This window comes from Caulobacter sp. CCG-8 (assembly GCF_037402475.1).
Lineage (GTDB): Bacteria > Pseudomonadota > Alphaproteobacteria > Caulobacterales > Caulobacteraceae > Caulobacter.
In genome coordinates, this window is the sequence record NZ_JBBEUD010000005.1 from 113,792 (window position 1) to 139,135 (window position 25,344).

The window sequence follows — 25,344 nt, forward strand, 5'->3', positions numbered from 1 at the left end:
GAAAAGGGGTTGCCAAAGGACCCCTGCCGCAATTCTAACATTGCGGTAAGATCGAAGCCTCCTCGGGGGCGGCGATCACACGCGCTTCGAAACGATCCTTCTTGATGGGCATGAGCCCGGCTTGGGGGGCGTAACGGGTCGAGCGCAGCGAAGCGGGTCCGCAAGGCGTCCGAGAGATCGGACACCGTGTGGACTATTCAAGTTAGGGTGGAGACGCTCTCGCGCGACGACCCTCGGTCCAAACGTGCTAGACCAATCAGGAACTGGCGACAGATGCTCGACATTAAACGGAAAACCCCCCTCATCGCTCTCGTCGGCGCCATGGCGCTGATGGCGAGCGCCCCGGCTTTCGCCCAGGACGCTGCTGCTCCTGCGCCGGCCACCACCGAAGCCGCCGCTCCGGCCGCTGCCGCCCCGGCCCCCGCCGCCGCAGCGCCCGCTGAAGAGCCCCTGGACGCCGGCGTCGCCGCGACCGAGAAGATGAAGTCCCACTCCCTGACCCCGATCGGCATGTTCCTGTCGGCCCAGGCGGTGGTTAAGGTCGTCATGATCGGCCTGATCCTGGCCTCGATCTTCTCGTGGGTCCTGCTGATCACCAAGCTGTTCGAGTTCGGCGCCCTGAACAAGCAATCGGACAAGTTCCTGGAAGCCTTCCGGGGCGCTCGCTCGATCGCCGACATCGCCCGCATCGGCTCGTCGGAAGAATTCGAAGGCAACCCGATGGCCGACATGGCCGCCGCGGCCGCCCAAGAAGTCGAACTGTCGCGCCAAGCTGGCCTGGCCGTCGGCGGCGAGCACCGTGACTCGACCCTGACCCGCGCCACCTACGCCATCAACGCGGTGCAAGCCTCGCTGGCCAAGCGCCTGTCGGGCGGCATGGTGTTCCTGGCCTCGGTCGGTTCGGCCGGTCCGTTCATCGGTCTGTTCGGCACCGTCTACGGGATCATGACCTCGTTCATCGGCATCGCGAACACCAACACGACCAACCTGGCCGTCGTCGCCCCCGGCATCGCCGAAGCGCTGCTCGCCACCGGTATTGGTCTGTTCGCCGCTATCCCGGCCGTTATCTTCTACAACTTCTTCCAGACCCGCATTTCCGGCTACGGCACGCGCTCTGAAGGTTTCGTTGCTGAACTGATGAACGCCATTTCGCGTCAGCTCGACAAAGGGGCGTAAGACCGATGGCCGCCAAACTCTCAGGCGGTGGGGGCGACAGGTTTAACATCGACCAAAACAGCGAGATCAACGTTACGCCCTTCGTGGACGTCATGCTGGTTCTCCTGATCATCTTCATGGTGGCGGCTCCGCTCGCCTCCGTGTCGGTCGAAGTGAACCTGCCGCCGGCGGTCGCCAAACCGTCGACGACCCCGCCAAAGCCCGTCTACATCTCGATCAAGGCTTCGGGACAGGTCTTCATTGGCGATGACCGCACTACGGTTGACGAGATGGGTGCGGACCTCGTTAAGAACATTGGCCGTCGCGATCCCACCAAGGAGCGCATCTATATCCGCGCCGATGAAAAGACGCGCTACGGGGCCTTCATGGAGGTGATGAACACCCTCCAGGATAACGGCTTCTATAGCGTGGCGCTCATCGGCAAGGATCAGAACAGCTAGGGGTGATGCATGGCTGAACAACAAACGCCTGAGCATCGCCACTACGATCCGCTCACTTCGGACGGCCCGCGCCGCAAGAAGGGCCTCGGCGCCTTCGGCGTCGCGACCATCGTCGTCGTCGGCTTCCACGCTGCTTTGTTCGCTTATCTGGCGAAGCAGAAGTTCGAAGCGGTGATGAAGGAGTATCACGACGACGCCGTGGACGTGGAGCTGCCTCCGCCGCCCCCGCCGCCGCCGCCGCCTCCTCCGCCGCCGCCGCCGCCGCCGACCAACGCTCCGCCTCCGCCTCCCGCGGTGGTGCAGCCGAGGCCGCCGATCGCGCCGCCGCCGGACGTGACGCCGCCGCCGCCGCTGCCGATTCCGCCCGTCAAGGAGCGGGTCGAGCAAACGGCTCCGCCGGTGATCTCGAACGTGCCGCCGGTTCCTTCGAACCCGCCGGCTCGGGCTTCGGTGATCACCAAGCCGGACTGGGCCCGCAAGCCCACCGGCGAGGACATGGCTCGTTACTACCCCGACCGCGCTCAGCGGATGGAAGTTGGCGGCCGCGCGACCCTGTCGTGCACCGTCACCGCCAAGGGGTCGCTGGAAGGCTGCTCGGTCGTGTCGGAAAACCCGGCCGACTACGGCTTCGGCGATGCGGCCCTGAAGCTGTCGCGGCTGTTCCGCATGAAGCCGAAGACGCTTGACGGCGCTCCGGTGGACGGCGGTCAGATCACGATCCCGATCGTGTTCACGGTCCCCCGCTAGGGGCCGAGGCGACAGGCCAAGAAACGAACGCCCCGGAGCTTCACCGCTCCGGGGCGTTTTCGTGTGGAAGGGCCGTTTCGGCGCTTGATCCGGCTCGCGCGTCCGACTAAAGACACTGCCTCGCGATACGCCGCCTTAGCTCAGTTGGTTAGAGCGCTAGATTGTGGATCTAGAGGTCCTCGGTTCGAGCCCGAGAGGTGGTACCATCGCAAGACGTTGAAAAGCCCTGGGTTCGCCCAGGGCTTTTTCATTGGGGCCGAGGCCTAGGCGTGGCGGCCGCTCAGGGCGCTCCAGACGCGCCAGCCGACCAGGGCGATCGCGATCCACCCCGCCGCCAGGCCGACCATCGGCCGGGCTTGCCACCAATAGCGAATGCGGCCGACCGCCGTCTTCGAGGACGCGCTCACTTCGAAACTCCCGACTTTGACGCGCTTCTGCGCGTCCGCTCCCTGACCCGAAGGTTGCGCCCGAACGGTGTTTTGCGGAAGTGCGGCGCAACGCCGCTAGGACGGGCCGTCGAAACGGTACTCGGCCACCGGCGTGGCGCGGAGGAAGGCCTCGATCTGCTTGCGGCGCCAGATCGCGCGCTGGTGACGGCGAACCACCTCGCCGACCGGCGGGGTGACGACGGCGCAGATCAGGAACAGCGATACGATCAGAAGCATGCGGGCTCGTGGACGGCGACGAACGCCCCTTGGCCTCATGAAACGTCCGAGAGGAGCCGGCGATCCGTGCGCGCGTGCGGCGCGGCCTTGGGGACCCGCCGCCGGCGTCTCCTAGGGCGCGACCGCTCCCGGCTCGTCGTCGACCATCGCCTTGACCAGGTCGACCACCCGGCGCCGCAGCCGGCGGTCGTTCAGCCGCGGGAACAGCCCCGCCAGCTCCAGCCCCTCGGGCGTGGCCACGAACTGGGTCATGCGCTGGGCGAAGCCGTCGTCCACGGCGCCCTGCGTGGTCTCGTCCAGGCCCTCGAAGAAGTAGGACACCGGCGACTGCAGCAGGCGGGCGGCCTCGTAGAGTTTGGAGGCGCTGATGCGGTTGGCGCCGCGCTCGTATTTCTGGATCTGCTGGAAGGTTATGCCCAGGGCCTCGGCCAGCTGCGTCTGGCTCAGGCCCAGGACCTTGCGACGGATCCGAAGGCGCGCCCCCACATAGAGATCGACGGGGTGAGCCAAGTCGGAAGTGGGTTTGTCGGTCATCCGCGTCACGTTCCTCCCAGACACCGCCGACGCTCGCTTTTTGCGAGAGCGTGTGGTCCAGCTTGGTTAACACAGGATAGACCCATGCGGTTGCCTTAGTCACGCCTCTGACACACGCCGCGACGCCGCAAAATGGCCCGTCGGGCTTGACGTTTGGCGCGGGCGAGGGTGTCTGCCGCCCATGGAGACCAAGCCTCGCGCGCGGGTGGCGGTGGCCGGCGCCGGCGCGATCGGATCGGCCGTCGCCCTGACCCTGTCCCGCGCCCAGTTCGACGTCACGCTGTTCGACCCCGATCCCGCCGGCGACAACGCGTCCAGCGTGGCCGCCGGCATGCTGGCGCCGGTGGCCGAGTCCGTGTTCGACCCCGTTTCGGCCCCGCACCTGGCTGTGCTGCGGCGGGCCCGCGACCTGTGGCTCGCCTTCGCCGAGGGGCTGGACCTGCCGATCCTCCGCGAGGGGCTGAGGGTCGAGGGACGGGCCGCGTGGCTGGCGGATATCGCCGCGCGCTTCGAAGCCCTGGGCGTCCCCTTCCAGCGCCTGGACGGGGCCCTGGTCGACGCCGAGGATTGGCGGGTCGAGGCCCGGCCGGCCCTGGCCGCCCTGCGCGCCGCCTTCGAGGCCCTGGGCGGACGCCTCCAGCCCCGCGCCTTCGTCGCCGACGATCTGAAGGCCTTCACGGCCGTGGTGCTGGCGACCGGCGCGGCCGACGCCGGCGGCCTGGCGCCGGAACTGGCGGCGCTGACGCCGATCAAGGGCCAGATCCTGCGCGCCGACCGCGGTCCGGCGACCGGACCGGTGATCCGGGGCGAGGGGGTCTATATCTGCCCTGGCGAGCGCCCGGCCATAGGCGCCACCATGGAGACCGGGCGCGACGACCTGACCATCGACCCTTCGGTCACCGAAGCCCTGCGCGCGGCGGCGATCCGCCTGCGTCCCGAACTGGCCGAGGCCGTCCTGACCACCGAGGTCGGGGTGCGGGCCGCCACGCCCGACGGCCTGCCCCTGGTGGGCTGGAGCGCGACGCCGGGTTTGATGCTGGCCGTGGGCGCCCGCCGTAACGGCTGGCTGCTGGCCCCGCTTGTGGCCGATCTGGTCGCGTCGTATCTGAAGGGTGATAACCCAGGCCCGGACGCCGCGCTGTTCGATGCGCGGCGTTTCTCGAGGACCTGAGGCGCAACAAGAGCAGGGCAGGGGCGGATGAGCGGATTCTGGTTGACCGACGAGCAGGAAGCCATCCGCGAGGGGGTCGCCAAGTTGTGCGCCGGCTTCGACGACGAGTACTGGCGCCGCACCGACGAGACCGGGATCTTCCCCGAGGAATTCGTGGCCGCCATCGCCGAGGGGGGATGGCTGGGCGTGGCCATGCCCGAGAGCGTCGGCGGAGCGGGCCTGGGCCTGACCGAGGCGGCGATCATGATGCAGACCGTGGCCCAGTCGGGCGCGGGCTTCTCGGGCGCCAGCGCCATCCACCTGAACATCTTCGGCCCGATGCCGATCGTGAAGTTCGGCACCGACGAGCAGCGCCAGAAGCACCTGCCGCGGCTGATCTCGGGCGAGGACAAGATGTGCTTCGCGGTGACCGAGCCCAATTCGGGCCTGGACACCTCGAGCCTGGAGACCCGGGCCGAGCGCACCAACGACGGCTACGTGCTGAACGGCCGCAAGATCTGGACGACCGGGGCCCAGCGCGCCAACAAGATCCTGATCATCGCCCGCACCACGCCCAAGGACCAGTGCGCCAAGCCCACCCAGGGCTTGAGCCTGTTCTATACCGACCGCGAGAAGATCGAGGCCAAGCCGATCCCCAAGATGGGGCGCAAGGCCGTCGAGTGTAACATGCTCTTCATCGAGGACCTGTTCGTGCCGGCCGACGACCTGGTCGGCGAGGAGGGCAAGGGGTTCTCCTACCTGCTGCACGGCCTCAATCCCGAGCGGGTGCTGTTCGCGGTCGAGGCCATCGGCCTGGGCCGTGCGGCCCTGGCCAAGGCGACGACCTACGCCAAGGAGCGCGTGGTGTTCGGCCGGCCGATCGGCCGGAACCAGGGCGTCGCCCATCCGCTGGCCAAGTCCTGGGCCGAGCTGGAGGCCGCCAACCTGCTGGCCTTCAAGGCCGCCGCCCTCTACGACCGCGGCCAGGACTGCGGGGCCGAGGCCAACGCCGCCAAGTACCTGGGCGCCGAGGCCGGCTTCACCGCCTGCGAGGCCAGCGTCCTGGCCCATGGCGGCATGGGCTACGCCAAGGAATATGACGTCGAGCGCTATTTCCGCGAGGCGATGATCGCCCGCATCGCCCCGATCAGCCGTGAGATGATCCTGAACTTCATCGCCGAACGGGTGCTGGGCCTGCCGAAGAGTTATTGAACTGGTCCTTCCTGTTCGGGCGGTGCGGTCAGCACTTGCCCCCTACGGACCGCTTCGCGGTCGTCTTCCCCCGGAGGGGGAAGAGCTTTGCTGAGCGGACCGCGCGAGGCTCCGCCCCCTACGGGGGCGGACAGACCGCGAAGCGGTCAGGTGGGGGCAAGGGAGTGTGATCCCACGCCAAATGGCTGTGAGCTGGTGGAAAGGGACGCGGAGCGCCGGACATCGTCCGGAGGAAGTAGAGAGTAACCGTTTCGACGAAGCCCGATCGCTCCGCGCGGTCGTTATCCGGAAGCGCGACGGCGCTGAGTTCTATTGGAACCTCGCCGCCTTGAAGCCTCCGGCGGGCGGGCTGGAGCAACGATCCCCAGTCCCGGACCGCGAGCGTCTCATCGCCCGCCTGCTGCTCAACCGGCCCCCATCCAACGCTGTATCCGTGTTCCGAGCCCAGCCGGCACCAGATGGATGGGGTTTGATCCTTTCGGACCGCCGAAGGAGCTTCCCGCTCGATCGCCCCCCGCCGCCGCATCGGTCGCTGGCCATGCGCCCTTTCCCGCGTCGAGGTGGGTAAAGGATAAGGCTGCTCGGAAGGGTGAGGATCAAATCGGGTCGAGAAAGTTCAGGGCGTTGAAAACGCTGAGGTTCGTTCGCTATCCGCCGAGCGTAAGTCGCCCATTCGGAACCCTCTCCCAGAGGGAGAGGGCAGGGTGAGGGGTTACGACGCCGACCGGCGCGCTGGCAGTGCGGCCGCAGCCAAACCCGACACGGTGAAACCCCTCACCCTCCCACGCCTGCGGCGCGGGCCCCCTCCCTCTCCCTTTGGGAGAGGGGCTTTGGTGGCGATCTCACCCGACCCGCATCGACAGTTCCACGTCCTCGGCGAACGGCGTCGACAGGTAGCCGCCGTCCGGGGCGCGCACGCGCTCCAGGTATTCCGGGCAGTAGTCGGCGTTGTCGGCGACGATCAGGGCGCCGGGGCGCAGGCGGCTTTCGACCCGGTCCAGGATGTCGGAATACAGCGCCTTGGCGCCGTCCAGCAGCAGCAGGTCGATGGTCTCGGGCAGGTCGATGCTCAGCGTCTGGAGGGCGTCGCCTTCGCGGATCTCGACCAGGTCGATCAGGCCGCCGGCCGTCAGGTTCGCTCGGGCCCGCGCCGCCTTGGACGGCTCGAACTCGCTGGTGATCACCACCCCGCCGCCATTGTCGCGCAGGGCCGAGGCCAGGCACAGGGTCGACAGGCCGAACGAGGTCCCGAACTCGACGACGGTCCGCGCCTTAAGGCTGCGGGCCAGCATGTAGAGCAGCAGGCCCGTCTCGCGGGAGACGGCGAGGGGGTAGTCCTTCAGGTGGCCGTAGAAGTCGAGATAGTCGGTCTTGCTGCGCATCAGCCGCGCGTGGTCGCCGCCGGCCAGGGCGGCCAGCGCCGGATTGTCCATCGGCGAGGTCGCCGAGGCTTCCTCGAACAGGCGATCCAGGAGCGGCCCGACAGGGGGCGTGGTCAGGGTGGTCATGGGGTGTTTCCGGTCTCGAAAAGGCGCGTCCTTGCGCCCCTTCAGAAATGCGACTAATCCGTCAGGTTTCCTATTCGCATTGCCGGGGCGCCCCATGACAGAACGTGCAAGTCCCCGGATTTCCTCGCGAAAGCAGCCGCGCCAGGCCCGCTCGACCGAGCTGGTCGCGGCCATTCTGGAAGCGGCGGTTCAGGTTCTGGCGAAGGAAGGCGCGGCGCGGTTCACCACGGCGCGGGTGGCCGAGAAGGCCGGGGTCAGCGTCGGGTCGGTCTACCAGTACTTCCCCAACAAGGCCGCGATCCTGTTCCGCCTGCAGACCGACGAATGGCGCCAGACGACCGACCTGTTGCGGAGCGTGCTCGAGGACGCCGCGCGGCCGCCGCTGGAGCGCCTGCGGGCCCTGGTCCACGCCTTCGTCCGGTCCGAGTGCGAGGAGGCCCAGATGCGCGTGGCGCTGAACGATGCCGCCCCGCTGTATCGCGACGCGCCCGAGGCCCAGGAGGTCAGGATCTGGGGCGGCGACATCGTCCGGGCCTTCATGGCCGAGGCGCTGCCGGCGGCCGACGAGGCGACGCGGCTGCTGGCCGGCGACCTGATCAAGACGACTATGAGCCAGGTGGGCAAATCGTTCTCGGAGACGCCCCGGACCGACGCGGAGATCGCCACCTACGCCGACGCCATGGCCGACATGTTCTGCGCCTATCTGGCGGACCTCGCGCGCGGCTGAGCCGACGAACGAAAACCCCGGGCCGCCGCGCTGGAAGGCTCGCGGCGGCCCGGGGCTCCCCCGAGACCGATGGACGGCGCCGGCCAACATGCACTCCGGCCGGCGCCCCTCGGGACCTTCGGGCCGCCGCCTCCCGAGGGGAGAGGCGGCGCGCCCTCTAGCCCTCGGCCGCGTTGAAGCGGATCGGGATGCGCACGCTGGCCCCATCGACGGCCTGGCCGTTCTCCATCTGCGGGCTCATCTTGAAGAACCGCGACAGCTTGATGGCGGCCTTGCCGAAGCCTTCCTCGGACGGGGTCTCGTCCAGCACGCTGCAGGCCTGGATGGAGCCGTTGGCGGCCACCGTGCAGTTCAGGGTGGCCATGCCGCCGACGCCGCGCCGCATGGCGCTTTCCGGATAGAACCGGCTGAACTCCGAGGCCCCGGGCTTCTTCAGCCAGTTGGGCCGGGTGATCATCTTGGGCTGCGGCGCCTCGACCACGGTCGGCGGCCCGGGCGGCAGGTCGGTCTTCAGGTCCACCGGACCCGGCCCGGGCGGATCGCGGGGACCTTCCACCGGCTTGACCGGCAGCGGATCGACCGTCGAGGGCGTGACCAGGGTCGGTTTGTGGATCAGCGGCGGGTTCGAGGTCTGGGTCTGCTGGATCGGCTTCTTGGGCTCGGGTTCGGGAGGATCGTAGAGCGGGACCTCGATGATCGGCGGGTCGGAGATCACCGTCGGGGGAGCGACCCACTTCTGATAGGCCAGGTAGGCGAACAGGCCGGCATGGGCGGCGGAGACCACGACCAGGGCCGCGACCAGGGCCTTGGGCGCCTTCCTGGGCTTGGCGTCCAGGCCGGGAATGTAGGAACCGACAGCGCCTTCGTACGCAACCATGACAACCTCCTTCTGCATCGACCGCTGGTGGAGCCGGGTCGATGGAGGAAGCCTGTCACGCCGAATTACGTTTGTAAATATTACGGGCGTAGAATTTTTACGCGTGTAACTGTGGCAACCCGCCACAGGCAATTTCTGCCGGGTCGGGCCGCATGGTTAATCCGTGATTAACCATGCGCGTCCACATCTTCGGGCATGGCGAATGTCACCTCCATCCGCAGCGTCGTCGAGTCGGCGATCCAGCGCGCGTCCAGCGCGACGGGCGTGGATTTCTCGTTCCTGATGGGCGCGGCCAAGCGCGAGAGCGGCTTCAACCCCGCCGCCAAGGCGCGCACCTCGTCGGCCTCGGGCCTGTTCCAGTTCGTGGACCAGACCTGGCTGTCGACCCTGAAGAAGCACGGCGCCAAGTACGGCTACGCCCGCTACGCCGACCTCATCCAGCAGGGTTCGGACGGCCGCTATCGGGTGGCCGGCGACGAGGCCCGCAAGGCGGTCCTGGGCCTGAAGCTCGACCCGCACGCCGCCTCGCTGATGGCCGGCGAACTGGCCAGCGACCACGCCTCGTATCTGCGCGGCCGGGTGGGGCGCACGCCCACGGCCGGCGAGCTCTACGCCGCCCACTTCCTGGGGCCGCAGGGCTCGGCCCGGCTGATCGAGGCCGTGGGCAATTCGCCGGGCGCCAGCGCCGCGGCCATGTTCCCGGACGCCGCCGCCGCCAACCGCTCGATCTTCTATCGCGAGGGCCGCGCGGCCACGGTCAGCGAGGTCTACGCCAACCTCACCCGCACGGGCGGCGGAGGCGGCGAGGTTCCCGTCGTGCCGGCCGCTCCGGCCCCCGAGACCGACCAGGGCTTCCTGCAGTACGCCACCGGCCGCCGGCTGGAACGCATCCAGCAGCAGCGCGAGCTGGTCAGCCTGATCCTGCGCGGCCCGCAGGACGCCGACAACGGCTTCAGCCTGGCCTCGAACGGCGGCTCGTCGACCCAGCGCATGGCCAGCTCGATGTTCTCGGCCGAGATGCTGCGCGTGCTGTCCGACGCCAACGACAAGACGCAGCGGTAGGGGGCTCAAGCCCTACAAGAATCCGCTCATCCCGGCGAATGCCGGGATGAGCGGCTGGGAGGTTAGCGGGCCGAGCTAACCCCTGCGATCTCGTCCTCCGACCAACCAATCTCGGTCAGCACCGAAACCGTATGCTCGCCCAACGCCGGGGCGGGGCCTCTGGGCCCGTCCTGCGCCCCCGGGAAACGCGCCGGGCCCGCCGGAGCCGGGAACGTCCCGCCGCGCCCGTCGGGCGTCTCCACGAAGCAGCCGGCCGCCTTGGCCTGCGGGTCGCCGACCAGGTCGCGGGGCGTCTGCCACGGGGCCCAGGTCAGGTCGCCGGCGTCGAGCGCGGCGGCCGCCTCCGCGTAGTCCATGGCCCCGAAGGCCGCGTCCAGGATGTCGACCAGGGCCCCGCCGTTCTCGCGCCGCAGGCGGGCGCCGGCGAAGCGGGGGTCGTCGACCAGCTCGGGCCGGCCCGCCGCCGTCGCGATCCGCGCCCAGTCGGTCGAGCCCTGGCGGGCCAGCAGGCAGATCCAGCGGCCGTCGCGGGTCTGGAAGAAGTTGGCCAGGGGCTGCACCGCCTCGCGCCGGGGACGGGTGGAGGCCAGCTTCCCGAACCGCAGCTGGATGGCCATGTCCGAGCCGATCGCATAGACGCCGGTGCGCAGCAGCGAGGTCTCGACCAGCCGGCCGACGCCCGTCCGATGCCGCTCGTGCACGGCCGCCAGGATGGCCGACACCGTCGCCAGCGAGGTCACGTGGTCGCCCATGCCGGTGCGCAGCGGGAAGGGCTCGGCGCCCTTGGCGGCGGTGATCGCGCCCACTCCGGCCCGCGACCAGAAGGCGGCCACGTCCATGCCCGGCCGGTCGGCATCGGGACCCTCCAGGCCGTAGCCGGTCAGGCTGCAATAGATCAGGCGCGGATTGACGGCCTTGAGGCTGTCGTAGTCCAGCCCGGCCCGGGCCAGGCCGGCGGGACGGACATTGGTCAGGAAGATGTCGGCGTCCTTGACCAGGGCCTTGGCGGCTTCGCGGCCGGCGTCGGTGCGGATATCCAGCACGACCGACCGCTTGCCGCGGTTGTCCAGCTCGAAGATCGGGTTGGCGGCCTGATCCGAGCCCAGGGTGTCGAAGAAGCCCCGCATCGGGTCGCCGTCGGGCGACTCGATCTTGATCACGTCGGCGCCCCAGTCGGCCATGATCCCGGCCGCGCCGGGGGCGGCGATATAGGTGGCCAGCTCGATGACCCGCAGATCGCGCAGCATCCCGTCCTCCCGCTTCTTGTCGTTGCGGGCAGTGTGGACGACTTAAACAGCTGTTGGAAAGTGTTTACGCTCGACGGGTTCCGGGCGCGAAACCGCTTCGCATTTTGCTGAACCCGTCGCTAGGCGACCGCCGTCCGGCCGGCTTCCCCGCTTTTGCGGTCGATCGTCGCCGCGTCGGCCACGGCGCGGGCCACGGCCGCGACGCTGACGGGCTTGCGCAGCACGGTGTCGGCGCCGGCGTCCAGGCACTCGCGCGCCTCGTCGGCGTCGCCGCCGATCACGGCCACGATCGGGACCTCGCGGTTGGCGGTCTCAAGGGCGCGCAGGGCGGCGGCGGTCTGCGGGCCGTCGAGGATCGGCATGCGGCCGTCCAGCATCACCAGGTCGAAGTCGCAGATGCGGGCCAGGTCCAGGGCGCGGCGGCCGTTCTGGGCGTGGACCACCTGGTGGCCCAGCTGCTCGAGGATGGCGCGCAGCATGGCCGCGTTCAGGGCGTCGTCCTCGGCGATCAGGATGCGCAGGTTGCGCGGCGGGGCGCCGGCGGCCTCGACCGCGTGCGGGGCCTCGCTGTCGGGCTCGATCATGCAGGGGGCGTGTTCGTCGAAGGGCAGGGTCAGGGTGAAGCAGCTGCCGACGCCGACGGCGCTGCTCGCCTCCAGCGCGCCGCCCATCAGCTTGGCCAGCTGACGCGACAGCGACAGGCCCAGGCCCGCGCCGTTGACGCCCGCCCCGGTGCGCTCGACCCGCTGGAACGCCTGGAAGGCCTGGTCCAGTTCTTCGCGCGACAGGCCGGGGCCGGTGTCGGCCACCTCGATGGCGATCAGGTTGTCCCGCCGCTCGACCCGGACCTCGATCCGGCCGCGCACGGTGTACTTGACCGCGTTGCCGACGATGTTGGCGATGATCTGGCGGGTGCGCAGGGGATCGCCCATGGCCGCGCCCAGCTGGCGGTGCTCCAGGTCGGGCTCGACGTGGACGACCAGCTCCAGGCCCTTGGCCACGGCGTGGGGGCGGTCCAGCAGGACCAGGTCGCGGATCAGGCGCACGGGCTCGAAGGCGACGCTCTCGACGGCCAGACGGCCCGACTCGGCGGTCTCGGAATCCAGGGTGGCGTTCAGCACGGCGACCAGGTCCTGGGCGGCGTCCAGGGCGGCGTTCAGCTGTTCCCGCGACGGGGCCGCGCGGCCGCCCTTGCCGGCGGCGGCGGCCAGCACGTGGGTCACGCCGGTCAGGCCGTTGCGAATCTCGTGGCTGAGGGTGGCGACGATGTCGGACTTGGAGCGGGCGGCGCGCTCGGCGGCCTCCAGCACGTTCAGCCGCTCCTCCAGCAGGGCCTCGTGGGCCAGGGCCAGGGCGTGCTGGCGGCGCAGCATGCGGTTGAGGATCAGCGACAGGGCCATGGCCAGGCTGACGGCCCCGAACGCCATGCCGCCGGCCTGATTGCTCTGCGGCTGCGAGAACAGCAGGTACAGCGGCCCGGCCGCCGCCAGCGGGGCGGTCAGCAGCAGGGCCAGCAGATAGGGCGCGGCGAAGAAGATGCAGACCACGGCCGCGCCGGCCGACAGCAGCAGCAGGGTCTCGCGCACCGGGCCAGACCCGTCGGCGAAGACGGCCATCTGGCAGACCGCGACGGCCCACAGCAGGCCCGACATCACGTGCACCCGCGCGCGGCGGGTCAGGTCCTCGGCCCCGGGCGTGCGCAGCCAGGCGACCACGCCGTAGAAGATGCCCCAGTTGATGGCGAACACGGCGAAGCTGATCGCCATCCAGCCGGCGTTCTGCGCGAACGAGCAGGCCCAGACATAGATCGGCAGGGCGACGGCGAAAACGGCCAGCGCGTAGGGCAGCAGAGCGGCCTGGGCGTCGAGCGCCAGACGGGCGTCATCGCCGCCGTTCGCGGGGGTGTTTTGTCGGCGCTCGGCGAACAAGGACTGATTCCTCGGCTGGTGAGCCCAGACCCTAGAGGATCGCGGTTTGCGCCGAGTTACGGCTTATCGTTAACGAGCGCCGCCAGGCGGGAAAACAATCGTTAAGCATAACGGGGGATGATCCGATTCCTCGCCGTCCGTGGGGACTGGGAAGATCGATGGCCACCACCCGCGCCGCCCTGACCGAACACGACATCCGCATGCTGGTGAAGGGCGCGACGCCGGACGAGCGCGCCCTGGCCGCGCACAAGCTGTGCCGCACCATCGACCGCGCCGAGCTGGACGACGAGCAGCGCGCCCTGGCCGCCGAGATCCTGCGGGTGATGGCCGCCGACGCCGCCGAACTGGTCCGCCGCGCCATGGCCGTGACCCTGCGCAACTCGCCGACCCTGCCGGCCGACGTCGCCAACCGCCTGGCCCGCGACGTCGAGAGCATCTCGCTGCCGATCATCAGCTTCTCGCCGGTGTTCAGCGACGCCGACCTGGCCGAGATCGTCCGCCTGGGCGGACCGGTGCGGCAAATGGCCGTGGCCAAGCGCCCCAAGCTGTCGCGCAAGGTCGCGGCCCTGCTGGTCGAACAGGGCGGCGAGGAGGTGGTCGCCACCCTCTGCGCCAACGACAACGCCCGCATGTCCGAGACGGCCCTGCAGCGGGCCCTGGAACGCTTCGCCAAGTCCGAGAAGGTGCTGACGGCGGTCGCTTACCGCTCGTCCCTGCCGCTGTCGGTGACCGAGCGCCTGATCGACATGGTCGGCGAACAGCTGCGCGACCACATCCTGGCCACGCACCCGCTGTCGGCCGAGCGCACCCTGGAGCTGATCCTCGACACCAAGGAGCGGGCGACGATCGACCTGGTCGACCAGGCCGGACGCTCGGCCGACGCCAAGACCTTCGCCGCCCACCTGCACAGCGTCGGGCGGCTGTCGCCGTCGCTGCTGCTGCGGGCCCTGGCCCATGGCCACATGACCTTCTTCGAGTGGGGCGTGGCCGAGCTGGCCGGCGTGCCGCATCACCGCACCTGGCTGATGATCCATGACGCGGGCGAGCTGGGCCTGAAGGCGATCTGCGAGCGGGCGGGCCTGCCGCCGCGCCTGCAGCCGGCCTTCCGCGCGGGCGTCGACGCCTTCCACGCCCTGGAATACGACGGCCGCCCCGGCGACCGCGAGCGCTTCCAGGAGCACATGATCCAGCGCTTCCTGACCGCCGCGCCGTCGGTGTCGCGCGAGGACGCCGACTACCTGCTGGACCGCGCGGACCAACTGGGCGAGCGGGCGAAGACGGCGGTGGCGGGGTAGGGGCGGCTCAAGTTCCGCCGTTGTTTCGGCTTTCGCGCTCCAAACGGTTGTCATCCCGGAAAGCGCGCAGCGCTTGTCCGGGACCCAGGTGAACCGCAAGGCCTCAGCCCAGTCCCCTGGGTCCCGGACAGCCTCTGCGAGGCTTCCGGGATGACAACCGTTGAGGGGCTTGGATTGAGTTCGGGCATTAGAACACCCGTTCGAAATCTCTAGCCGTCATCCCGCTTCGGCGCCAACCTCGTCCGATGACAGAGCGTCCCGCCGACCCGATCCGACCCGCCGCCACCATCCTGCTGCTGCGCGACGAGCCCTCGTTCGAGGTGCTGATGGTCAAGCGGCACCACCAGATCGACTTCGCGGCCGGCGCCCTGGTCTTCCCGGGCGGCAAGAGCCATGCGGGCGACCACGACCCGGCCTGGATCGACCACGCCACCGGCTGGGAGAGCGTCGAGGCCGACGGCGCGCCGCTGCGCATCGCCGCCATCCGCGAGGCCTACGAGGAGGCCGGCGTGCTGCTGGCCCGTGACGCCGCCGGCGAGGTCTATGCCGGCGAGGCGGCGATCGACGTGCGGGCGGCGGTCGCCGAGGACCGCCTGCCGTTCCTCGACGTGGTCCGCGAGCTGGGGCTGAAGCTGGACCTGTCGGCCCTGACCGTCTTCGCCCGCTGGATCACGCCGCCGCTGATGGCCAAGCGCTTCGACACCTGGTTCTACGTCGCCCACGCGCCCCTGGCCCAGCTGGCCATCTGCGACGGCCACGAGGCGGTCGACGCCGAATGGATCGCGCCCGGCGAAGCCCTGGCCCTGGCGGAGGCCGGCGAGCGCAAGGTGATCTTCCCGACACGGATGAACCTGCAGCTGCTGGCGGAGAGCGCCGACGCGGCGACGGCGATCGGCGCGGCGCGGGCGCGGCCGCTGGTGACGGTGGAGCCGTGGGTCGACGGGGCGTCGCTGCGGATCCAGGCGGACGCGGGGTACGGGGACGTGGCGGAGCCGCTGACGGCGCTGTAGGGGAACCCCTCTCTCTTAGAGAGAGGGAGGGGCCCACCGCGAAGCGGTGGGAGGGTGAGAGGTTTCACAGCTGGCCGGAAAATCCCGATTCCTTCCGTTGCGTGGTCATCAGGACCAAGCTCAAGCTTGCCCCATGGATGCGACCGCCAACGCCCGCCGGCTCCGCCGGGACCAGACTCTCGCCGAGAAGAGGTTCTGGAAGCTGGTGCGCAATCGCCGGCTAGGCGGATTCAGGTTCCTGCGACAGGTCCCGATAGACCGCTACCTCGCCGACTTCGTCTGCGAGGCGGGCAAGTTGATCGTCGAACTCGATGGCCCGACCCATGAAGAGCGCGAAGACTACGACGCGCGCCGCACAGAGGATCTGGAGCTCTTCGGATACGTGGTTCTGAGGTTTCCCAACGACCGGGTGCTGGCCGACCCTTGCGGTGTCGGCGAAGACATCCTGGCCGTGCTTCGTTCGGACAGGGTGAAACCTCTCACCCTCCCACCGCCTTCGGCGGCGGGCCCCTCCCTCTCTCAAAGAGAGAGGGTGATTATACCGCCCCCGCCGCCGCGCCCTCCGCGAACCCCTTGAGCCGCGAGGCGATCACCTCGCCCACCGCCTCCACCGCCGCCCGCCGGGGGAAGTGCGCGCGCCAGGCGATGCGGACCGTCCGGCCCGCCTTGGCCGACAGCGGCCGCAGCACGATGCCGGCGTCCTGCGCCGCCCCGGCCGCCAGGCCCGGGATCAGGGTCGTGCCGTAGCCGGCCGCCACCATGTTCAGCAGGGTCGGCAGGCTGGCCGCCCGGAGGGGGCCGCCCAGCCCCGCGTCGCCGCCGCAGGCCTCGACCGTCTGGTCGCGCAGGCAGTGGCCGTCGGCCAGCACCAGGATGTCGCGCGCCAGGTCGGTCTCCAGGATCACCGCGCGGGCGGCCAGGGGATGCTCAGGGGGCAGGGCGGCCAGGAAGGGCTCGGCGAACAGCGGCAGGCTGACCAGGTCGGGCCCGTCCTCCTCGGTGGCCAGCAGGGCGGCGTCCAGTTCGTGGGCGCGCAGCCGCTCCAGCAGGGCCGAGGTCTGGTCCTCCCATGGCTCCAGCTCCAGGGCGGGCAGGGCCTGGCGCAGCGGCGCGAAGACCAGCGGCAGCAGATAGGGCGCCAGGGTCGGGATGATGCCCAGCCGGAAGCGGCCCGACAGCGGGTCGCGCATGTTGCGGGCCGTGGCCAGGATGGCCTCGGCCGCCGTCACCGCCGCGCGGGCGTGGCCGATCAGCCGCAGGCAGGCTTCGGTCGGGGCGGCGGTCTTGCTGGAGCGCTCGAACAGCGTCACGCCCATCAGGTCTTCCAGCTTGCGGATCTGCACCGACAGGGTGGGCTGGCTGACGCCGCAGGCCTTGGCGGCGCGCCCGAAATGCTCGTGCTCGGCGACGGCCAGCAGGTAGCGGAGGTCTCGCAGGTTCATAGGCATAGCCTATCACGTTCATTAGACCTTGGCGCTTCTCTTTATCGTGGAGTTGGGCGAACAATCGCGTCGCAATCCGGGGGAAGAATACTCACGCCGGCCTTCGGGCCGGACGATCACGGACGCTCAAGCGGAGGAACAGAACGATGGACGCCAAGGTCGAAGACAGCATTCAGGGCCAATGCCCGATGGGACATGGTCCCCGCAGCACCAACCGCGACTGGTGGCCGAAGAACCTGCGCCTCGAGAGCCTCAACCAGCATTCGCCGCGCTCCAACCCGATGGGCGAGGCGTTCGACTACGCCAAGGCGTTCAAGACCCTCGACCTCAAGGCGGTGGTCGCCGACCTGACGGCGCTGATGACCGACTCCCAGGACTGGTGGCCGGCCGACTTCGGGCACTACGGCGGCCTGATGATCCGCCTGGCCTGGCACAGCGCCGGCACCTACCGCATCACCGACGGCCGCGGCGGCGCGGGCGGCGGCCAGCAGCGGTTCGCCCCGCTCAACAGCTGGCCGGACAACGCCAACCTCGACAAGGCCCGCCGCCTGCTGTGGCCGATCAAGCAGAAGTACGGCGCCAAGCTGTCGTGGGCCGACCTCTACGTGCTGGCGGGCAACGTCGCCCTGGAGTCCATGGGCTTCAAGACCTTCGGCTTCGGCGGCGGCCGGGCCGACCAGTGGGAGCCCGAGGAACTGTTCTGGGGGCCCGAAGGCTCGTGGCTGGGCGATGAGCGCTACAGCGGCGAGCGCCAGCTGCACTCGGCCCTGGGCGCGGTGCAGATGGGCCTGATCTACGTCAATCCGGAGGGGCCCAACGGCAATCCCGACCCTGTCGCCGCCGCCCATGACATCCGCGAGACCTTCGCGCGCATGGCGATGAACGACGAGGAGACCGTCGCCCTGATCGCCGGCGGCCACACCTTCGGCAAGACCCACGGCGCGGGCGACCCGTCGTTCGTCGGTCCCGAACCCGAAGGCGGCGAGATCCATGACCACGGCCTGGGCTGGCGCAGCAAGCACGGCACCGGCGTCGGCGCCGACGCGATCACGTCCGGGCTGGAAGTCACCTGGAGCCAGACCCCGACGCGGTGGAGCAACCACTTCTTCGAGAACCTCTTCAAGTTCGAGTGGGAGCTGACCAAGAGCCCCGGCGGCGCACAGCAATGGGAGGCCAAGGACGCGCCGGCCGACGTCCCGAACGCCTTTGGCGGCGCCGCGCAGAAGCCGCGGATGCTCACCACCGACCTGTCGCTGCGCTTCGATCCCGAATACGGGAAGATCTCGCGCCGCTTCCTGGAGAACCCCGACCAGTTCGCCGACGCCTTCGCCCGCGCCTGGTTCAAGCTGACCCACCGCGACATGGGCCCCAAGGCCCGCTACCTGGGCCCGCTGGTGCCCGAGGAGACCCTGATCTGGCAGGACCCGATCCCGGCCGTGGACCATCCGCTGGTCGACGCCTCGGACGTCGCGGCCCTGAAGCAGAAGATCCTGGCCTCCGGACTTTCGGTCTCCGCGCTGGTCGGGGCGGCCTGGGCCTCGGCCTCGACCTGGCGCGGGTCCGACCGCCGGGGCGGCGCCAACGGCGCGCGCATCCGCCTGGCGCCGCAGAAGGACTGGGAGGTCAACAACCCGCCGGTCCTGGCCCAGGTGCTGGCGGCCCTCGAGGGGATCCAGAAGGACTTCAACGGCGCGGCCGCCGGCGGCAAGAAGGTCTCGCTGGCCGACCTGATCGTGCTGGGCGGGGCGGCGGCGGTCGAGCAGGCGGCCAAGGACGCCGGCGTCCCGGTCGAGGTGCCCTTCGCCCCCGGGCGGGCGGACGCCTCGGCGGAGCAGACCGACGCGGACTCGTTCGCGCCGCTGGAGCCGCGCTCCGACGGCTTCCGCAACTACCGCAAGGCGGGCGAGCACTTCATGTCGCCCGAGGAGTCCCTGGTCGACCGGGCCCAGCTGCTGCGCCTGAGCGGGCCGGAAATGACCGTCCTGGTCGGCGGCCTGCGGGTGCTGGGGACCAATGTCGGCGACGCCAAGGCGGGCGTGTTCACCGACCGTCCGGGCGCCCTGACGAACGACTTCTTCGTCAACCTGCTGGCCATGGGCACCACCTGGAGCCCGACCGCCCTCAACGCCTTCGCCGGCCACGACGGCAAGTCGAGCGACCCGAAATGGACGGCCACGCGCGTCGACCTGATCTTCGGCTCCCACGCCGAGCTTCGGGCCTTCGCCGAGGTGTACGCCGCCTCGGACGCCCAGGAGAAGTTCGTGAAGGACTTCGTCGTCGCCTGGAACAAGGTGATGAACGCCGACCGGCTCGACCTGGCCGCCTGATGTTCCAAGGGCGCGGCGGCGACGCCGCGCCCGTACGTCTTTGAGCTTTCGGATCAGGCCGCGGCGGCTCAACGACCGCGGCCGGTTCGGACGCCTCTGGGAGGACGCTTCGATGCCACATGCGGTGGAGGCCGCGTTGCGGGAGGAGCTGCGTCGCGCCGGCCTGGCCGGCCACGGCGCCTTGCCGCGCCTGCTGGCGCTGCTGCGCGCCTCGCCGGAGGAGCACCTGACCCTGACCGAGGTGGCCGAGCTGGTCGCCGAAGCCGGCGTGGCCGTCACCTCGGGCGACCTCGGCCGCCAGATGGAGCTGCTGGCCGACCACGGCCTCATCGGCCGCCTCGCCACCACCACGGCCGAACTGGTGTTCGACACCGTGGCCGAGCCGCACTCGCACCTCGTCTACGAGGAGTCCGGCCAGGTGGTGGACCTGCACGTCTCGGCCGACACGGTGCTGGCCATGGTCCGCGACGCCCTGGCCCAGCGGCCGGGCGGCGTGGAGATCCTGGTGCGCTTCCGGCGGGAAGCGGGCGCGCCGCCCGATCCGGAAACCTAGGTCGCCGGCAGCTTCGCGCCCGCCTCGCCGACCCAGGCCACGATCTCGGTCAGCACCTTGTCCACGGCCTGGTCATAGGCGGGGACGATGGCCGACAGGCGGTTGTCGGCGGCCTTGACCCGGGCCACGAACACCTTGTCGCCCAGCAGGGCGCGGTCGTTGCTGCGGGTCATGACGGCCCGGATCTCGACCAGCACCTCGGGCGCGGCCTTGGGGCCGTTCACGTAGTCGGTCTCGAACGAGCGGACCTCCAGGCGCAGGGCCATGGCCGCCTTCAGGGCCTCGCCGCGGGTGACCAGGCGGGCGGTGCTGCCGTCGGCCTCGAAGGCGCGGGCCACGGCCTCGTCGAACAGCACGATGGCCGGCGACACCCAGCGGGCGTCGGCGATGTAGGCGGCCTCGCCGTTGGTCACGGACAGGAGGCGGTCGCTCATCGCGGCGCGGGTGAAGACCGTCGGGGTCTTGTAGACCCCGAAGCTCTTGTCGCTGGCCGGCCGCGAGCTTTCGGCCGCCACGTGGCCGAAGCGGTAGAGCCCGGCCGGGTTCGACTTCGGGAACAGGCTGATGCAGCCGGTGAGGGCGACGGCCGTGGCGGCGATCGCGACCGTCCGCAGGGTGATGCGCAGCTTGCTCACGGCTTGACCTCCAGTTCCTTGGCGGGCGCCTTCCCGACCAGGGCGCGCGGGTTCTGTTCGACTTCGCTGACCAGCCGGTCCAGGGACTCGGCGGCCGATTGCAGGGTGACGACGGCCGACGACAGCTGCGGCAGGCCGGTGGTGGCGAAGTCGCTGGTCGGGCCTTCCAGCTTGCCGACCATGCCGCGCACGTCCTTGGCGGTGGCCTTCAGCTCGTCGGCGGCGTCGCCCAGGTTCTTCAGGGTGCGCTTGGCGTCGCCGTTGGCCAGGCCGTTGACCGAGTCCGACAGCTCGCCGATCCGGGTCGAGGTGGCCTCGATGCTCTGCAGGGCCTTCTGGGCGTCGGCGATGATCGCCTTGCGCTCGCGTAGCTCGGCTGTGACCGACTGGATGTCGCTGAGCGAGGCGCTGAAGGTCTTGACGTTGTCGTCCGACAGCACGCGGTTGACGCGGTCCAGGGCCTCGATGGTGCGGGTCAGCACCGTGCCGCCGCCCTCCAGCAGGTCGGACAGGGCGCTGCGCTGGCTGCGGATCACGGGCACCTCGCCGCTCTTGACCGTGCTCTTCAGCAGCGGCTTGGCGGGCGTGCCGGCGGCGATCTGCACGTAGTTCACGCCGGTGATGCCCTGGGGCTCCAGGGTGGCGAAGCTGTCGGTCTTGATCGGCACGTCCGAAGTGACGCGCACGCGGGCGATGACGCGGTTGGGGTCGGACTTGTCGAGGGCGATCTTGGTGACCTCGCCGACCTTGATGCCGTTGAAGTGCACCTCGCCGCCATCCGAGAGGCCGCGCACGGGGCCGACGAACAGCACGTCGTACAGGTCGTATTCCTGGTTGAAGCTCAGCTTGGCCAGCCAGACGGCGAAGATCAGCAGACCCATGAACAGGATCAGGGTCGCCGCGCCCACCAGGGCGTAGTTGGCGTTTCTTTCCATCAGCTCGTCCTCGGTGTGGCTTTCGGCGCCGATTTGGGCGTCGCCTGGCCGGCGGCCGCGCGCCCGCGCGGCCCCATGAAGTATTCCTGGATCCAGGGGTGGGGGTTCTTCTCCAGCTCCTGGACCGAGCCGGTGGCCACCACCTTCTTGTCGGCGATCACCGCGATCCGGTCGGTGATCTCGTAGAGGGTGTCCAGGTCGTGGGTGATCATGAACACCGTCAGGTCCAGGCTGTCGGACAGGTCCTTGATCAGGCTGTCGAAGGCCGCGGCGCTGATCGGGTCCAGGCCCGCCGTGGGCTCGTCCAGGAACAGCAGCTCGGGGTCCATGGCCAGGGCGCGGGCCAGGCCGGCGCGCTTGCGCATGCCGCCCGACAGCTCGGCGGGCTTGAGGTTGCCGGCCCGGGCGGGCAGGCCGACCAGGGCGATCTTCAGATCGGCCAGATGCTCGATCTCGCCCTTGGGCAGGCGGGTGTGCTCGTGCAGCGGCGCGGCGACGTTCTCGCGCACGGTCAGGTTCGAGAACAGCGCCCCCTGCTGGAACAGCACGCCCCAACGGCGCTCGATCACGCTCCAGCGGCGGCGCGAGGCGTCGGCCATGTCCTGGCCGAACAGCTTGACCGATCCGCCGTCGGGGACCTTCAGGCCGATGATGGTGTTGAGCAGCACCGACTTGCCCGCGCCCGAGCCGCCGACCACGCCCAGCACCTCGCCGCGCTCGGCGGTCAGGTCCAGGCCGTCGTGGATGACGTTGTCGCCGAACCGCGAGACCAGGCCGGTGACCCGGATCGGCGGGGCCTCGGCGGTCGACTCGGCTTCGTCCTCGACATGGGGCGTGGCCTTGGCCAGCGCCTTGGTCTGGGCCTGAGCCTGAGCCTGGGCCTGGGCCTGCGCCTGGGCGTCGGGGCCCTGGGGCGGGGGCGCGTCGGCCGGGCTCACAGGTTCAGCTCCATGTAGATCAGGGCGAAGACCGCATCGATGGCGATGATCGCGAAGATGGCGTGGACCACGGCGGCGGTGACCCGGCGGCCCAGCGACTCCACGTCGTTGCCGACCTCCATGCCCTGGCGGCAGCCGATGGCGGCGATGACCATGGCCATGACCGGGGCCTTCGACAGGCCGATCCAGTAGTGCTGCACGCCGACGGCGTCCTGCATCCGCTGCAGGAAGAAGGTCGGCGACAGGTCCAGCGCCGCCCAGGTGACCAGCATGCCGCCCGCCAGGCCCGCCAGGGTGGCCACGAAGGTCAGCAGCGGGATCGTCAGCAGCAGGGCCGCGAAGCGCGGCAGCACCAGCGCCTCGTAGGGATCGACCCCCATCACCTGCATGGCGTCGATCTCCTGGTTCATCTTCATCGAGCCGATCTCGGCCGCGAAGCTGGAGGCCGAGCGGCCGGCCAGGAGGATGGCGGTGATCAGGATGTTGAACTCGCGCAGCACCGAGATGCCGATCAGCTCGACCGCGAACACCTGGGCGCCGAACTGGGTCAGCAGGTTGGCGCCCAGCAGGGCCACGACCGCGCCGATGAAGAAAGTGGTGACCGAGACGATCGGGATGGCGTCCAGGCCCGCCCGTTCCGCCAGCGAGACCACCGGCGCCCAGCGGATGCGGCTGGGCTTGGCGATGCAGCGGGCGATGGCGACCAGCAGGTGCCCCAGGAAGGCGGTGGTGCTGTAGAGGTCGTCGCCCAGGCCGTAGACGCCCCGGCCGATGCGCTCCAGCAGGGCCAGGAAGCCCTTCTGTGGGGGCGCCGCCTCGGGCTCGACCTGGATGGCGTCGTCGACCAGCTGCAGCAGGCGCAGGGTGCGCGGACCGGCCTTGATCTTGCCGGCGCTGATCCGGCCGTCGGCGGCGCGGATGATGGCGTAGGCCCCGGCGGTGTCGCAGCGGGTGATGTCGCGCAGGTCCAGATCGACCGCTTGCGACCCTTCCATGGCCTGGACCAGTCGCTCGCCGGCGTCGACCATGCCGCGGGCGGTCCAGTCCCCCGAGAGCACGGCGGTCTTGTGACCGGCGGTCTCCTTGAGGGTGAAATCAGCCGGAGCGCCCATGAAGTGTTGTCGGTCCCTCTATCCGCCGTCGAACCTTATCAGGCCCTCGACCAAGCCCAAACGTGCCAAGGCCTGGCTTGTTGCAACGCTTGTCGCGTTAGGAATAGGCGGGTGCGGCGCCGCGCGCCAGCGACGTTGTCCGCGATCGAGGCGAATGCGCGAACCTTTGTCGCTAAAGGTGCGTTGTGTGGCGTGCAACGGGGGCGTTGCTTTACAAGGCCCGGATGTTTTCCAGTCTGCTCAACCGTCGCGCGGCGCTCGGCCGGCTTTCGCTGTCGGCTGTCCTGGCCCTGGCGCCGCGACTGGCCGCCGCCCAAGTCCTTTCGAATGGGGCGCCGGCCGTCGACGGCGCGGTCAGCCAGCCGTTCTCCGTCGAGGGGCTTCGCGACAAGGCCCGGGCGCTGGCCGCCGCGCCCTACGTCAAGCCGCCCGCGCCGCCGACGATCACCGGCCTGACCTACGACGAATATTTCCGCATCCGCTTCCGGGCGGAGGCCGACCTGTGGAAGGACCGCCAGCCGCCGTTCCGGGCCGAGTTCTTCCCGCCGGCCTGGCTCTATCCGCGGCCGCTGCCGATCTTCGAGGTGGCCGCCGGCCTGGCGCGGCCCATCGCCTTCGACCCGGCGATGTTCGACATCCCGGGCGAGCACGCCGACGTCGCCAAGGCCTGGAACGGCTTTTCCGGCTTCCGCCTGCTGTGGCCGCTGAACGAGGCGGGCAAGATGGACGAGGTGGCGGTGTTCCAGGGCGCCAGCTACTTCCGCAGCCTGGGCCGGGGCCAGCGCTACGGCCTGTCGGCGCGCGGCCTGGCGATCGGGGCGGGCGAGCCGAACGAGGAGTTCCCCGACTTCACCGCCTTCTGGCTTGAGCGGCCTCAAAACAACAATGGGGCCATCGACGGCGACGCGGTGGTCGTCCATGCCCTGATGGACAGCCCCAGCTGCAGCGGCGTCTACAGCTTCACGATCCGGCCGGGCGAGGACGTGGTCTTCGACGTGGCCGCCAGCATCTTCCCGCGCACCACCCTGGCCAAGGCGGGCGTGGCGGCCATGAGCAGCATGTTCCTGTTCAACATCGCCGACCCGTCGCCCCTGCAGGACTACCGCACCGCCGTGCACGACAGCGACGGCCTGGCGATCTGGACGGGGCAGGGCGAGCACATCTGGCGCGTGCTGCAGAACCCCAAGGCCCACCGCCTCAGCAGCTTCCAGGATCAGAACCCCAAGGGCTTCGGCCTGGTCCAGCGGGCGCGGACCCTGGAGGACTTCGGCGACCTGCAGGCCCGCTACGACCTGCGGCCCAGCCTGTGGGTCGAGCCCCTGGACGCCTGGGGCGAGGGCGCGGTGCACCTGGCCGAGCTGGCCACCACGAAAGAGACCGACGACAACATCGCCATCTTCTGGCGGCCCAAGGATCCCTGGAAGGCGGGCAGCCAGGTCGACCTGCGCTATCGCCTCCACTGGGGCCAGGAGCGCTTCGCCAGTCCCGACGCCCGGGTGTTCCGCACCCGCACCGGCGCCGACGCCCAGGCGGGCCTGCGGCTGTTCACGATCGACCTGCAGGGCGGGGCCCTGGCCGAGGGGCTGGACGGGGTGGCGATGGACCTCCAGGCCACGGGCGGCGAGATCGTCTGGAAGGACCTGTCGCCCTATCCCGACGAGGCGGCGGCCCGCGTCGCCTTCGGCGTGCGCCCCAAGGCGGCCAATGTCGACCTGACCCTGCGCCTGACGCGGGGCGACCAGGCGATCTCGGAGACCTGGAAGTACCTCTGGACGGCGTGATGGGCTGGGCGTTTGCGCCCCTGTCCGCCCGCGATTAGGCTCC

The 25,344-nt window shown here is 70.0% G+C and carries 24 protein-coding genes, 1 tRNA gene and 1 pseudogene; 14 read left to right on the forward strand and 12 right to left on the reverse strand.

Going from position 1 to position 25,344, the window contains the following annotated elements; all coding sequences use genetic code 11:
* Nucleotides 1–273 precede the first annotated feature (273 nt).
* The 4 genes from WAE60_RS06180 (at nucleotide 274) to WAE60_RS06195 (ending at nucleotide 2,569) form a co-directional block, all read left to right on the forward strand.
* The gene (locus WAE60_RS06180; protein WP_029907086.1) at nucleotides 274–1,176 is read left to right on the forward strand and encodes a MotA/TolQ/ExbB proton channel family protein; all 903 of its coding nucleotides are present in this window, start codon (nucleotides 274–276) and stop codon (nucleotides 1,174–1,176) included.
* A gap of 5 nt (nucleotides 1,177–1,181) precedes the next feature.
* A complete protein-coding gene (locus WAE60_RS06185; protein WP_029907087.1) occupies nucleotides 1,182–1,616 on the forward strand; it encodes a biopolymer transporter ExbD in 435 nt (144 codons plus the stop codon).
* Between the two features lie 9 nt (nucleotides 1,617–1,625).
* Nucleotides 1,626–2,363, forward strand: coding sequence for an energy transducer TonB (locus WAE60_RS06190; protein WP_029907088.1), 738 nt, complete (start codon nucleotides 1,626–1,628; stop codon nucleotides 2,361–2,363).
* Between the two features lie 129 nt (nucleotides 2,364–2,492).
* Nucleotides 2,493–2,569, forward strand: a tRNA-His gene (locus tag WAE60_RS06195).
* A gap of 57 nt (nucleotides 2,570–2,626) precedes the next feature.
* Here the strand turns inward: WAE60_RS06195 and WAE60_RS06200 are convergent.
* The 3 genes from WAE60_RS06200 to WAE60_RS06210 all read right to left on the reverse strand — a co-directional run bounded on the left by WAE60_RS06200 (nucleotide 2,627) and on the right by WAE60_RS06210 (nucleotide 3,562).
* The gene (locus tag WAE60_RS06200) at nucleotides 2,627–2,770 is read right to left on the reverse strand and encodes a hypothetical protein (protein WP_156035529.1); all 144 of its coding nucleotides are present in this window, start codon (nucleotides 2,768–2,770) and stop codon (nucleotides 2,627–2,629) included.
* Between the two features lie 96 nt (nucleotides 2,771–2,866).
* Entirely contained in the window at nucleotides 2,867–3,028 is a 162-nt protein-coding gene (locus tag WAE60_RS06205) for a hypothetical protein (protein WP_337685433.1), read from the reverse strand.
* A 111-nt stretch (nucleotides 3,029–3,139) separates the two neighbouring features.
* Nucleotides 3,140–3,562, reverse strand: a complete 423-nt coding sequence (locus tag WAE60_RS06210; RefSeq protein ID WP_029907089.1) for a helix-turn-helix transcriptional regulator — start codon at nucleotides 3,560–3,562, stop codon at nucleotides 3,140–3,142.
* A 181-nt stretch (nucleotides 3,563–3,743) separates the two neighbouring features.
* Here WAE60_RS06210 and WAE60_RS06215 point away from each other — a divergent pair, with 181 nt between their 5' ends.
* Together WAE60_RS06215 and WAE60_RS06220 are read left to right on the forward strand one after the other, a co-directional pair.
* On the forward strand, nucleotides 3,744–4,733 hold the full coding sequence (locus WAE60_RS06215; protein WP_337685434.1) for an FAD-dependent oxidoreductase: 990 nt from the start codon (nucleotides 3,744–3,746) through the stop codon (nucleotides 4,731–4,733).
* 27 nt (nucleotides 4,734–4,760) lie between these two features.
* Complete coding sequence (locus WAE60_RS06220) at nucleotides 4,761–5,924, forward strand: acyl-CoA dehydrogenase family protein (RefSeq protein WP_337685435.1); 1,164 nt, start codon at nucleotides 4,761–4,763, stop codon at nucleotides 5,922–5,924.
* 842 nt (nucleotides 5,925–6,766) lie between these two features.
* Here the strand turns inward: WAE60_RS06220 and WAE60_RS06225 are convergent.
* Nucleotides 6,767–7,432, reverse strand: a complete 666-nt coding sequence (locus tag WAE60_RS06225) for a class I SAM-dependent methyltransferase (RefSeq protein WP_337685436.1) — start codon at nucleotides 7,430–7,432, stop codon at nucleotides 6,767–6,769.
* A 94-nt stretch (nucleotides 7,433–7,526) separates the two neighbouring features.
* Here WAE60_RS06225 and WAE60_RS06230 point away from each other — a divergent pair, with 94 nt between their 5' ends.
* Nucleotides 7,527–8,159, forward strand: coding sequence for a TetR family transcriptional regulator (locus tag WAE60_RS06230; protein WP_029907093.1), 633 nt, complete (start codon nucleotides 7,527–7,529; stop codon nucleotides 8,157–8,159).
* Between the two features lie 157 nt (nucleotides 8,160–8,316).
* On the opposite strand, the gene WAE60_RS06235 is transcribed toward WAE60_RS06230, so the two are convergent.
* Nucleotides 8,317–9,036 carry an energy transducer TonB gene (locus WAE60_RS06235; protein WP_337685437.1) on the reverse strand — a complete coding sequence of 240 codons (720 nt, stop codon included), beginning with the start codon at nucleotides 9,034–9,036 and terminating at the stop codon, nucleotides 8,317–8,319.
* Between the two features lie 195 nt (nucleotides 9,037–9,231).
* On the opposite strand from WAE60_RS06235, the gene WAE60_RS06240 reads away from it, so the two are divergent.
* Nucleotides 9,232–10,098, forward strand: a complete 867-nt coding sequence (locus tag WAE60_RS06240; protein ID WP_029907095.1) for a transglycosylase SLT domain-containing protein — start codon at nucleotides 9,232–9,234, stop codon at nucleotides 10,096–10,098.
* Nucleotides 10,099–10,160: 62 nt separating this feature from the next.
* On the opposite strand, the gene WAE60_RS06245 is transcribed toward WAE60_RS06240, so the two are convergent.
* Nucleotides 10,161–11,345: a CaiB/BaiF CoA-transferase family protein gene (locus WAE60_RS06245; RefSeq protein ID WP_337685439.1), complete on the reverse strand. Its 1,185-nt coding sequence runs from the start codon at nucleotides 11,343–11,345 to the stop codon at nucleotides 10,161–10,163.
* A 119-nt stretch (nucleotides 11,346–11,464) separates the two neighbouring features.
* Complete coding sequence (locus WAE60_RS06250) at nucleotides 11,465–13,273, reverse strand: ATP-binding protein (protein WP_337685440.1); 1,809 nt, start codon at nucleotides 13,271–13,273, stop codon at nucleotides 11,465–11,467.
* A gap of 158 nt (nucleotides 13,274–13,431) precedes the next feature.
* Between WAE60_RS06250 and spbR the strand changes: the two genes are divergently transcribed.
* From spbR to WAE60_RS06265, 3 genes and pseudogenes are all read left to right on the forward strand, one after another.
* A complete protein-coding gene (spbR, locus tag WAE60_RS06255; protein ID WP_337685441.1) occupies nucleotides 13,432–14,568 on the forward strand; it encodes a pole-localized protein SpbR in 1,137 nt (378 codons plus the stop codon).
* Nucleotides 14,569–14,813: 245 nt separating this feature from the next.
* A complete protein-coding gene (locus WAE60_RS06260; RefSeq protein WP_337685442.1) occupies nucleotides 14,814–15,578 on the forward strand; it encodes an NUDIX hydrolase in 765 nt (254 codons plus the stop codon).
* 133 nt (nucleotides 15,579–15,711) lie between these two features.
* Nucleotides 15,712–16,038: pseudogene (locus WAE60_RS06265) on the forward strand (endonuclease domain-containing protein); the annotation flags it as partial.
* 76 nt (nucleotides 16,039–16,114) lie between these two features.
* Here the strand turns inward: WAE60_RS06265 and WAE60_RS06270 are convergent.
* Nucleotides 16,115–17,020, reverse strand: a complete 906-nt coding sequence (locus WAE60_RS06270; RefSeq protein ID WP_337685443.1) for a LysR substrate-binding domain-containing protein — start codon at nucleotides 17,018–17,020, stop codon at nucleotides 16,115–16,117.
* 146 nt (nucleotides 17,021–17,166) lie between these two features.
* On the opposite strand from WAE60_RS06270, the gene katG reads away from it, so the two are divergent.
* The gene (gene katG, locus WAE60_RS06275) at nucleotides 17,167–19,347 is read left to right on the forward strand and encodes a catalase/peroxidase HPI (protein WP_337685444.1); all 2,181 of its coding nucleotides are present in this window, start codon (nucleotides 17,167–17,169) and stop codon (nucleotides 19,345–19,347) included.
* A 112-nt stretch (nucleotides 19,348–19,459) separates the two neighbouring features.
* A complete protein-coding gene (locus WAE60_RS06280) occupies nucleotides 19,460–19,900 on the forward strand; it encodes a transcriptional repressor (protein ID WP_337685445.1) in 441 nt (146 codons plus the stop codon).
* Here the strand turns inward: WAE60_RS06280 and WAE60_RS06285 are convergent.
* The 4 genes from WAE60_RS06285 to WAE60_RS06300 all read right to left on the reverse strand — a co-directional run bounded on the left by WAE60_RS06285 (nucleotide 19,897) and on the right by WAE60_RS06300 (nucleotide 23,520).
* Entirely contained in the window at nucleotides 19,897–20,535 is a 639-nt protein-coding gene (locus WAE60_RS06285; protein ID WP_029907104.1) for an ABC-type transport auxiliary lipoprotein family protein, read from the reverse strand. The genes WAE60_RS06280 and WAE60_RS06285 overlap by 4 nt on opposite strands.
* Entirely contained in the window at nucleotides 20,532–21,470 is a 939-nt protein-coding gene (locus WAE60_RS06290; protein ID WP_029907105.1) for an MlaD family protein, read from the reverse strand. Before WAE60_RS06290 ends, WAE60_RS06285 begins: the two co-directional genes overlap by 4 nt.
* On the reverse strand, nucleotides 21,470–22,318 hold the full coding sequence (locus WAE60_RS06295; protein WP_029907106.1) for an ABC transporter ATP-binding protein: 849 nt from the start codon (nucleotides 22,316–22,318) through the stop codon (nucleotides 21,470–21,472). Before WAE60_RS06295 ends, WAE60_RS06290 begins: the two co-directional genes overlap by 1 nt.
* A gap of 86 nt (nucleotides 22,319–22,404) precedes the next feature.
* Nucleotides 22,405–23,520, reverse strand: coding sequence for an ABC transporter permease (locus WAE60_RS06300; RefSeq protein ID WP_029907107.1), 1,116 nt, complete (start codon nucleotides 23,518–23,520; stop codon nucleotides 22,405–22,407).
* A 224-nt stretch (nucleotides 23,521–23,744) separates the two neighbouring features.
* Between WAE60_RS06300 and WAE60_RS06305 the strand changes: the two genes are divergently transcribed.
* Nucleotides 23,745–25,301: a glucan biosynthesis protein G gene (locus WAE60_RS06305; RefSeq protein ID WP_337685446.1), complete on the forward strand. Its 1,557-nt coding sequence runs from the start codon at nucleotides 23,745–23,747 to the stop codon at nucleotides 25,299–25,301.
* Nucleotides 25,302–25,344: the final 43 nt, after the last annotated feature.